At 57.3% G+C, this 6,710-nt stretch carries 7 protein-coding genes; all 7 read right to left on the bottom strand.

Features of this window, described 5'->3' with window-relative positions; translation table 11 throughout:
- Nucleotides 1–343: 343 nt before the first annotated feature.
- A complete protein-coding gene (locus tag HMPREF7215_RS09445; RefSeq protein WP_009165618.1) occupies nt 344–1,114 on the bottom strand; it encodes an ABC transporter ATP-binding protein in 771 nt (256 codons plus the stop codon).
- Between the two features lie 6 nt (nt 1,115–1,120).
- Complete coding sequence (locus HMPREF7215_RS09440; protein ID WP_009165617.1) at nt 1,121–2,158, bottom strand: ABC transporter permease; 1,038 nt, start codon at nt 2,156–2,158, stop codon at nt 1,121–1,123.
- A 183-nt stretch (nt 2,159–2,341) separates the two neighbouring features.
- Entirely contained in the window at nt 2,342–3,253 is a 912-nt protein-coding gene (locus tag HMPREF7215_RS09435) for a TDT family transporter (protein WP_009165616.1), read from the bottom strand.
- Between the two features lie 19 nt (nt 3,254–3,272).
- Entirely contained in the window at nt 3,273–3,809 is a 537-nt protein-coding gene (locus tag HMPREF7215_RS09430) for a C-GCAxxG-C-C family protein (RefSeq protein WP_009165615.1), read from the bottom strand.
- Nucleotides 3,810–3,907: 98 nt separating this feature from the next.
- The gene (locus HMPREF7215_RS09425) at nt 3,908–4,912 is read right to left on the bottom strand and encodes an ABC transporter substrate-binding protein (RefSeq protein ID WP_009165614.1); all 1,005 of its coding nucleotides are present in this window, start codon (nt 4,910–4,912) and stop codon (nt 3,908–3,910) included.
- Between the two features lie 69 nt (nt 4,913–4,981).
- Nucleotides 4,982–5,356, bottom strand: a complete 375-nt coding sequence (locus tag HMPREF7215_RS09420; RefSeq protein WP_009165613.1) for a carboxymuconolactone decarboxylase family protein — start codon at nt 5,354–5,356, stop codon at nt 4,982–4,984.
- Nucleotides 5,357–5,398: 42 nt separating this feature from the next.
- Nucleotides 5,399–6,400 carry an ABC transporter substrate-binding protein gene (locus HMPREF7215_RS09415; protein ID WP_009165612.1) on the bottom strand — a complete coding sequence of 334 codons (1,002 nt, stop codon included), beginning with the start codon at nt 6,398–6,400 and terminating at the stop codon, nt 5,399–5,401.
- Nucleotides 6,401–6,710: the final 310 nt, after the last annotated feature.

Genomic DNA, 6,710 nt, shown 5'->3' with positions numbered 1-6,710 from the left:
GCCGTGTCGCCCGCTCTCCGGGCTCTTCTCAGAGGCCCTTCACGCGCGCAACACGGCGTATATTACCGCGACTCCCTCTTCCTGTCTACGATTTCATTTAGATTGTCTTGCCCACAATACAAATCTTTTTGTTTTCTTTCGCTTAAATTTAGTTGTTGAATTGCTTATAAGTCTCGAATATTCGTTGACTTATTTTTAAAGCAAGGGAAAAAGATCTGCAAACAGATTATTTAACAGAATATTTCATCTTTAAATTTTCGCGAAGACGTTCTCCAACGGGATCATGATACAAAAAAAAGAGGCTTTTCTCTTCTTCGTTCATTAGAAGAGAAAAGCCTCTTTTTTACGCTTCGCGGTTGTCGAAGTTCAGCTGTTCCATGGCGAACTTGCGATAGTCCATGAATTCTCGGCTGGTGCGGCGGCGCGGATAGGGCAGGTCGACTTTGATGTCGTTGTGGACGCGGCCGGGGCGCGGCGCCATGACGATGACGCGGGAGCCCATGTAGAAGGCTTCGTCCACGTCGTGCGTGACCATGACGACCATGGGACGGTGGCTCGACCACATGGAGAGGATGACGTCCTGCATGGTCATGCGGGTAAAGGCGTCGAGAGCGCCGAGCGGTTCGTCGAGCAAAAAGACCTGCGGGTTGTTGACCATGGTGCGCAGCAACGCGGCGCGCTGGGCCATGCCGCCGGACAGCTGGTGCGGCCAGTTCTTGCGGAAGTCCCACAGTCCGGCGGTTCTCATCAGTTCCTCGACTTCGGCCTCATGGCCGCGCAGCTGGCCGCGCATTCTCAGGCTGAAGGCGACGTTTTGCTCCACGGTCAGCCACGGAAAAAGCGTCGGTTTTTGAAAGACCATGCCGCGCACGGGAGCGGGGCCGTCAATGACTTCACCGTTGAGAGTCACTTTTCCGGTCGTCGGCACGATCAGTCCGGCGATCAGGCGCAGGATGGTCGATTTGCCGCAGCCGGAGGGGCCGATGACGCTGATGAACTCGCCGGAACGAATCTCCACGTTGATGTCTGCAAGGGCTTCGGTGACGGAACTGCCGGCGCCGGCGTTGGCAAAACTTTTGCTGACGTGGTCGAGTTTGAGGATATTTTCGGACATGACGGCCTACCTTTCCTGCCAGCGCAGCACGTAGCGCCGCACCGCGCCCAGCAGCGCGTTGACAAGCACGAAGATAACGCAGATGGCAACGACGGCGGCGTACATGTTGCCGTAGCGGGCCCAGCTTTTCTGCCAGGTGATGTACCAGCCAAGTCCCGACTCGACGCCGATCATCTCCGCCACCATCAGGGCGACGCAAGCTGTGCTCATGCCCTGAGTCATACCCTGCAGAATGTTCGGCAGCGCCGAAGGTACGGCGATAGCGCCGACGAGGCGCATGCCTTTGACGCCCAGCGTGCGCGCCGCCTCGAAATAGGCGGGGTCGATGTTGGTGATGCCGGTCTTGGTGGCGATCGTGACGGAATACCACACGCCGAGGGCGATGATGAACACGCTGCCGCGAAAGAGCGTGGCGGCCAGCACCATGACGACGGGAAGCCAGGTCGTCGATGGGATGGCTCCCAGCAGGCGCGTAAACGGCTCGATCCAGTAGTTGACGTTGCGGTTGTAGCCGCAGGCAATGCCGGTCACCAGCCCGGCGCCGACGCCGATGAAGTAGCCGGTGAACAACAGGATCAGCGAGTTTTTGGCGCAGTCCATCAGGTAGGCCCAATCGGCGACGGCCGCTTCCAGCATCTGATCGAGCCACGGAAAGTACGGCAGCGGCAGGCCGCCCGTCTTGAGCGTCAGCCAGTCGTAGCCGGCCAGCGCCAGAAAGACGAACGTATAGAAGGGGGCTTTGTAGCGCATCCAGCGGAAGGCGCGGCGCCTGCAAAACGAGGCGAGAAAACCGATCAGCGCCAGCCCCATCAGGGCGAGTATGAACCAGTTGTAGTAGTTGCCATGGGTATTGCCCTGCAGATCGGGAAGGCAGTTGTACTCCCACAGGGCGACGCCGCCGGCGACGACGGGAAGGAAACAGACGACGTAATCGAGAAATTTCTGAAATTTCGTTTTCGGGCGGCTCTCGAGAATCGCCAGTTCGTCCCGCGTCAGACGGCGGGGCGGCATCCCGGGAGCTTGACCGTTTTCATGGCCGGGCATAAAGAAAAAATCTCCTCTCTTCGGCAAGCACCGCGCAGCGCTGGTTGCCTGTCACATTTTCTGTTCCCGTTTCGCGCCGGACGGAAACGCAAAAGAGGGGGAGCCGCCGCAAGCCCTCCCCCTTTTGCGCCATACCGCCGGCAGATCTTGTTCACGCCGGACGGAAGCTCCGTCCGGCGCAGATCATTTCGAAAAGATGAACTGCATGAAACGGAGATAGGTATAAACCACGAACACGACAGCTATCAGCGTCGCCGCCGGCACAAGGTACGGCACGAGCGGCAGGGCGTGCCCGAGCTTGGCGGCGCAAGCCGCTCCCTGCTTGAAGGCAATCGCCGAGATCACGAACGGGAAGGTAAAGGCCGCATAGCTGGGATAGAACGGCAGTTTCAACATCGATAAACTCCTGACCAGCGCAAAGACGTACGTCAACAGCGCCAGCGCCAGCAGGAAGGCCAGCATCGCGAAGGATTTGGGCATGACCGACTGCACATAACCGGCCACGCAAAGGCTTGTGGGCGCCGCATAGACGCAGATCAGCGGCATCGCCGGCTCCGGCACGGGCAGCGTTTGATACCGCTTCGTCACCACGAACAGCAGGATCAGAAGCGCCGCAAACCAAAACCAGAAAGCGATGGTGCCGACATCGGCGCCGCGCCCATAAGCGGGTGCAGTCACCGAAGCGACGACAATGCCGACATAGAGGATGAAGAACACCGTGGTGACTTTTTTCAAGTCAAAGTTGCGCACAAACTTGAGAGTGAACCAAACGATCAGCACCACGTGCAGCGCCACGGCGAACCACCACAGGACGCGCGCCGCTCCGCCGGCAAAGGGCAGAATATAAGTGCTCAGCAACATCAGCGCCATCGGGAACGTGGCGGAGACGCCCGCCGTGATCGGATTTTGCATGTCCTCTTTGACCGCGGCGGGGAAGCAGAACAACTTCAGCAGCAGCAAAACCAGCAAAAACGCCGCCAGCAAACCGCAGACGCTGCGGATCCCTTCGCCGTAGCTCTGCAGCAGATTGCCCAGCGCGGCGACGCCCAGCATCACGCCCGCCGCGGGAATCGGCACTTTCTTGATGAACTGCATCCGTCAACCTCCGTTCAAATCAGTTCTTCGCAGGCGGCAAATACGGCGCTTTCAAACCTTCGATCGGTCCGTCGTCAACGTTTTTGATGTTCAGCTCGCGGCACAGGATCTCGGCGACCTTGCCTGCGCAGAGACCGGTGAAAGCAATGCACTGAGCCTTGTGTTCCCCTTCGGCCATCTCAAAGCCTCTGGTGAGCACGCGGCAGCAGTTCGCGTGTTTGGCGTTCGCGTCCCTGAACCAGTCGTGCAGCTCGTGCGTGAGCTTCATGCAGTAATTGACCTTCGGATCCTTGGGGCCGTCCTGCGTCGTACGGCCGAAAAACAGGCCCAGCGCCATGATGCCGCCGTTCAGCGCCCCGCACATGCAGCCGGAACGACCGGCGCCGATCGCCATGCCCGACGACAGAGCGATGACTTCTTCGGGGACGTCCACGTTGAAATCGCTTCTGATCGCCGACATCACCGCCTCGCAGCAGAAGAAACCGTTTCTGTAAAGATCTTCCGCGTGCTTCTGGACGGCCTTCGGGCTGACCTGTTCGACTGAGTACTTTACCATTGAAAAACTCCCCCCTTGAGATGAGATATGATTGGATGTTTTTTTGCCGGGAGCCCCCTCGCGGCAAAAACATCCTGAAAAACAGGATACGAAAAAAACTACTCGTGCTGGAGCACGGGATCCCAGACCTGCTTCATCAGCGCATCGGTATCCTTTTTGGCGTCGATGAGGCCGAATGTCTTGTAGTCGTCGATGATGTTGCGCAGCGCGGCTTCCGTAGCTTCGTCGCTGATGCTGTAGTCGTAGGTCTTGAAGATCTCGAGCACGAGCTTGGGATCGCCGGCCGCCCACTTGTTCGCCTGAAGCACGGCCACGGCCTCTTCGGGATGTTCCATGATCCAGGCGCTGGCGGCCTCGTGCGCGCGGGTCAGTTTCTTTACGGTAATGGGGTTCTCGTTGTAGAAGTCGAGATGTACGGCGTGGATGCAGCAAGGCTCCTGCTTGAAATCCTCGTCGAAGGTCAGCGAGCGGATGATGCGCAGTTCGCCGCTGTCGAGGAATTTTTTGGCGAACTGGTCGCCGAGCAGCGCCGCCTGCACTTCCCCCTTCTTCATGGCCATCACGGCGATGCCGGCTTCGGCGACTTTCCATTTGATCTGGCGCGGATCAACCTTGTCGTGGTTGAAAAAGCGCATGGAAATGTTCTGATCGGAACCGCCGATGCCGTCGGGAATGGCGACGTATTTGCCGACCAGATCGGCCGTAGTCTTGATTGGACTGTCCACGGGCACATACAGCGATTTACAGCCCGAATGGATGCCCGTGGTGAACTTGACGCGCACGCCATTGACGGTGGGAACGAGCATCGTGGCGATATGATCGCCCGTCACGTCCACCTTGCCGGTGCCGATGGCGTCGATCTGACCGCTGCTGCCGCCGGCCATACGAATCACTTCGGTCTTCAGCCCTTCCGCTTCGTAAAAACCTTTCAGCTGGGCGATGCCGAACGTGCCGAGGCAGAGACCGCCGTTGTAACCGATCTTGATGACGCGGCCGTAGGCGGGTTCCTTCCTCCAGGCGGCGTCTTCCTCTTCCCTCGTCATGGCGGCGGCAGGCGCAGCCATCAGCGCGGCGCAGAACAGAACGACAAGAAACTTTTTCATCAACGGCTCTCCTTTAAATATTGTGTTTTTCGTAAAACAGATAAAAAGTCACTTCAGGTCAGACTCTTGTTACTTGGCGCTGAACTGATCGTACGCTTCCAGCACGATCCCGGCATAAGCCGAGCTGGGGCCGCCGCCCATAAGGACGGCGACGCCAAGCGCTTCGACCAGCTCTTCGCGCGTGACGCCGGCCTTGATGGCGTTCTGGACGTGCGAGTTGATGCACATTTCGCAGTGGGACTGCAGGGCAAGCATCAGCGCGATCAACTCTTTCGTCTTCAAAGACAAGGCCCCGTCTTTCAGCGCGGCGGCCCCGAGGGCGCTAAAAGCCTGCGTCGCTTCGGGGGCGGCTTCGCGCAGCTTTTTACCGCGCAGGGCCGCCTGGCGCGCCGCGTTTTTATAATCGATCTGCGACTTGACCGCCGCGGCATTCTTTTCGCTCATAGCAATGTTCTCCTTTCAAACAAAGTGCCGACACCATAAAAATCAATCGTGCTGCAAGACCGGATCCCAGATCTTTTTCAGGATCTTGTCGGGATCGAGGCGGGGATCGAGAATGCCAAAGCCTTGGTAATCGCGGATGATAAGACGCAGTGTCTCTTCCGTCGCCTGATCGCTGATGCCATAATCCAGAGTTTTCTGAATGGACTGCACAAGGTCGAAGCCGCCAGTGACGTACTTGTGGTCGAGCAGGAGGCGGACGCTCTCGTCGATATTGTCGAGAATCCACTGACTGGCCTTTTCATGAGCGCGAGTCAGTTTCTTCACGGTGATCGGGTTCTCGTTGTAGAAGTCCAGATTGACGGCATGAACACAGCAGGCTTCTTTCTTGAAATCATCGTCGTAAGTCAGCGAACGCACGATGCGCAAAGTACCATCGTCGAGGAAGCGGCGCGCGAACTGATCTTCAAGCAGCGCGGCCTCAATCTCTCCGCTCTGCATGGCCATGATGCTGACTCCCGCTTCAACGACCTTCCATTTGATGTCGCAGAAGGGACTGATACCGTCGCGGCTGAAAAAGCGCATGGCGATGTTCTGATCGGAGTCGCCAATGCCGTTCGGCACAGCCACCGTCTTGCCGACCAGATCTTTTGTGCTCTTGATGTCGCCCTTGGCGAGCACGTACAGTGATTTGCAGCCGGTGTGGATGCCCGTCGTGAATTTCATGCGCACGCCGTTAACCGTAGGAATGATGAACTTAGCGATGTGGCCGCCCACCACGTCGACTTTGCCGGTGCCGATGGCATCCACATCCTTGGTCATGCGCGTGATCTTGACTTTCAGCCCCTCTTCGGCGTAGAAGCCTTTGATGTCGGCAATGCCAAAAGTGCCGAGACACAGTCCGCCGTTGTAGCCCACGTTAATCACGCGCCCATACGCCGGCTCCTTCTTCCAGGCCGCATCTTCCTCTTCCTTCGTCATCGCGAAGGCCGCGGAGGAAACAAGCACTGCCATACCCGCCAGAACCGCAACCCGTTTTCTGTTCATGAAACGATCGCTCCCTCTCAACCGTTAATAACGGTTATAGTTTTTATGCTCAATTTAAAATATCATCCGGCTTTTGAAAAGTCAATTTGCATTTATGAACAGTATTACCCTTAAGAAAGCGTTTTGCCGCGCCTTGGGCTATCCGAAAGTTCTGCTTCGTCGTAAATCATTAATTCCGTCCGAAAGAATCGTTTGCAAAGGAGCGTTCCTGCCTTATTGTTTTACGGCTTCGAGAGTACGCTCAAAATTTTCCGGCAAAACCGAGAAACACATGCCAAAAATCACAACGCGGCGTTCTCTTTTTGTCCGC

The sequence above is a fragment of the Pyramidobacter piscolens W5455 genome, assembly GCF_000177335.1.
Lineage (GTDB): Bacteria > Synergistota > Synergistia > Synergistales > Dethiosulfovibrionaceae > Pyramidobacter > Pyramidobacter piscolens.
This window is presented reverse-complemented; position numbering and strand designations above follow the sequence as displayed.